Below are 607 nucleotides of genomic sequence, written 5' to 3'. Positions count from 1 at the left end.
GTCGCCGCCGGCGCGCAGCACCTCGAAGGTCCACTCGTCGGTGGCGGTGAGCACCGCGACGTCGCAGGTGCCGCCGCCGAAGTCGAACACCGCGATGGTCGAGCCCTTGACGATCTTGGCGTCGTGCTGGCGCGAGTAGTGGAACGCGGCGGCGCGGGGTTCGGAGATCAGCGACACGTGGCCGCCGAGACCGGCGGCGGTGGCGGCCTCGCGCAGCACCGCCAGTTCGCGGCCGGACCAGGCCTCGGGGTGGGTGAGCACCACCTCGCCGGGCGGCTGGTTGTTGTGGGCCTGCAGGGCGCGGGTGTGCACGGTGCGCAGCACCGCGGCGATGGTCGCGGCGACCGGGACGTGGTGGCCGCGGACCGGCACCGACCGGTCGGACACGTGGGCCTTGGGGGCGGCGACGAACCCGGCCGGGTCGACGGTGGCCTGGTTGACGGCGACCTCGCCGGTGGCGATGCCGCCGTGCGGGTCGATGTAGACCGAGGAGGGCATCAGGTTGCTGGTGTGGGTCAGCGGCAGGGATTCGACCCGGTCCGGGCCGATGCGGTGTGCGGCCGAGGTGTTGGAGGTGCCGAAGTCGACCGCCAGGACCCAACTCATC

1 protein-coding gene is annotated in these 607 nt (G+C 73.3%); it reads right to left on the bottom strand.

Annotated elements, in window-relative coordinates; translation table 11 throughout:
- Positions 1–607: Hsp70 family protein (locus tag ACN675_RS29220; RefSeq protein WP_420754126.1), on the bottom strand; the 607-nt coding region annotated here is incomplete at both ends.

The organism is Rhodococcus sp. O3 (genome assembly GCF_048897285.1).
Lineage (GTDB): Bacteria > Actinomycetota > Actinomycetes > Mycobacteriales > Mycobacteriaceae > Rhodococcus.
The sequence above is the reverse complement of the archived record's forward strand: the minus strand, read 5'-3'. Positions and strand labels throughout refer to the sequence as shown.